This is a genomic window from Palaeococcus sp. (in: euryarchaeotes), assembly GCF_053987695.1.
In genome coordinates, this window is the sequence record NZ_JBMXHE010000016.1 from 1 (window position 1) to 2,182 (window position 2,182).

Below are 2,182 nucleotides of genomic sequence, written 5' to 3' on the forward strand. Positions count from 1 at the left end.
ATACTTATAATCATTTTTAGACATTAAAATGTTTAGATAGCAAAAACAATTACATTAAATCTACATTAACATGGCAAATTTTTTAAACTCTTCACAAGATCAAATCTTGGTGATGATTATGCTCACATATGCTCAAGCCGGTGTTGATGATGAGAAAACCCAGAAAGCCCTAAGGGGAATTATTTCTCTTGCAAAAGCATCTTTTGAGTTTAGAAAGGGAAAACTCGGCGAGCCTAAAGAGGACATAGGTCACTACGCCGCTTTGATGGACTTCAAGGAATTCTACCTCGCGATGACGACCGATGGGGTGGGCACGAAAATTTTGGTGGCCGAGGCAGTTGGGAAGTACGACACTATAGGTATTGACATGATAGCGATGAACGTTAACGACCTGATTTGCGTTGGAGCCGAACCGGTGGCTCTGGTGGACTATTTAGCGGTGAAAGAGCCGGATGATGAGGTTTTTGCCGAAATCGCCAAGGGGATATACGAAGGAGCAAAGCAGAGCGGCATAGCTATTGTGGGAGGGGAGACCGCGGTTCTACCTGAGCTTGTAAACGGCTTCGACTTGGCGGGAACTGCTATTGGTGTTGTTGAAAAAGAGAGGGTAATAACCGGGAAGAAAATAAAACCGGGAGATGCGGTAATAGGCATTGAAAGCTCTGGGATACACTCAAACGGGCTGACCTTGGCCAGAAAGCTCCTGATTCCAAAGTATGGGCTTCATTATGAATATGATGGGAGAGAGCTCTGGGAGCATCTCCTTGAGCCGACGAGGATCTACGTAAAGCCAATTTTGGAGCTTTTGGAGAGCGTTGAGGTAAAAGGATTGGCCCACATAACGGGGGGTGGGCTCTTGAACCTCAAGAGGATTACAAAATATGGCTTTTCCCTCGAGATGCCTGAGATAAAAGGAATATTTAAGCTGATTCACGGGAGCGGTGTCCCTCTTGAGGAGATGTTCCGTGTCTTCAACATGGGTATCGGGATGGCTGTCGTCGTGCCGAGAGAGGAGAAGGAGGATGCTCTTGAAATTTTAAATAGATATTTCCCTGCACAGGAGATTGGGAAGGTGATAGAAGAACCTGAAATACGGATAGAGAACTATGGGATAAGTCTTTAAGATTCTCTCTATCTTTTTCTGGGGAGATTTATGGAAATAACCTTAAAGAGAACCAGGGTAGTTGAGAATGCGGTTAAAGGTCGGGAAAAAGGAATGAAAATCAAGCCTCTACGACGAGGCGCCTGTAGAGCTCCTCATAGGCGTTGATGAGGTCGCCCTTGTCAAAGCGGAAGACGTCCTTATCGAGGCTTTCTTTGGTTTTGGCATCCCAGAAGCGGCATGTGTCAGGGCTTATCTCATCTGCAAGCACTATCTCGCCTTTTTCATTCTGGCCGAACTCGAGTTTGAAATCGACGAGGATAATGCCTTTTTCTTTGAAGTACTCTCTGAGGATTTCATTCACCCTAAGGGCGATGCGTTCCATCTCTTTAATTTCATCTTCTCCCACACCGAGCACTTTGGCATGGTAGTAATTGATCATGGGGTCTCCAAGGGCATCTTCCTTGTAGTAGAGCTCCACTATAGGTTCTGGCAGTTCGGTGCCTTCGGTGAGGGGGAGGCGCTTCTTCAAGCTTCCGGCAACGACGTTTCTGACAACGACTTCGAGCGGGTACATTTTCAAGCGTTCGACTATAAGCTTGTTATCGCCTGCAACTCCTATGAAGTGGGTCTTTATTCCCTTCTCTTCGAGCATCTTGAAAAGCATTGTGGAAATCTGAGCATTCAACCATCCTTTCCCCTTAAATTGGGCTTTTTTTTCACCGTTGAAAGCTGTTGCGTCATCCTTAAACTCCATTATGAACTTCCTCTCGTCAAGTGGAATCATCTTCTTGGCTTTTCCCTCATAAACATGCATGGTCTTCACCATAAAAATGTTAAAATTCTCATTATATAAGGTTTTTCTTAACAAATTCATGTCAATCAAAGGGCAAAGCTTTTAAGCATTACACTGTAAAGTTCCAGTGGAAATTGTGCTCTCTTCAACATTTCAATGTCAACAGGTGATTTCATGAGGGAAAAATGTGGCATATTTGCAGCGAAAACAGAAAACGCCCCTAAGAAAGCATACTACGCATTACTGGCTCTTCAACATCGCGGACAGGAAAGTGCGGGAATAAG

At 44.6% G+C, this 2,182-nt stretch carries 2 protein-coding genes; one reads left to right on the plus strand and one right to left on the minus strand.

Annotation, left to right across the window (positions count from 1 at the left end; all coding sequences use genetic code 11):
• Positions 1-118: 118 nt before the first annotated feature.
• Positions 119-1,123, plus strand: a complete 1,005-nt coding sequence (gene purM / locus ACXJGZ_RS01605) for a phosphoribosylformylglycinamidine cyclo-ligase (RefSeq protein ID WP_456398070.1) — start codon at positions 119-121, stop codon at positions 1,121-1,123.
• A gap of 100 nt (positions 1,124-1,223) precedes the next feature.
• Here the strand turns inward: purM and purC are convergent, their stop codons facing one another.
• The gene (gene purC, locus ACXJGZ_RS01610) at positions 1,224-1,919 is read right to left on the minus strand and encodes a phosphoribosylaminoimidazolesuccinocarboxamide synthase (protein WP_456398072.1); all 696 of its coding nucleotides are present in this window, start codon (positions 1,917-1,919) and stop codon (positions 1,224-1,226) included.
• Positions 1,920-2,182 lie beyond the last annotated feature (263 nt).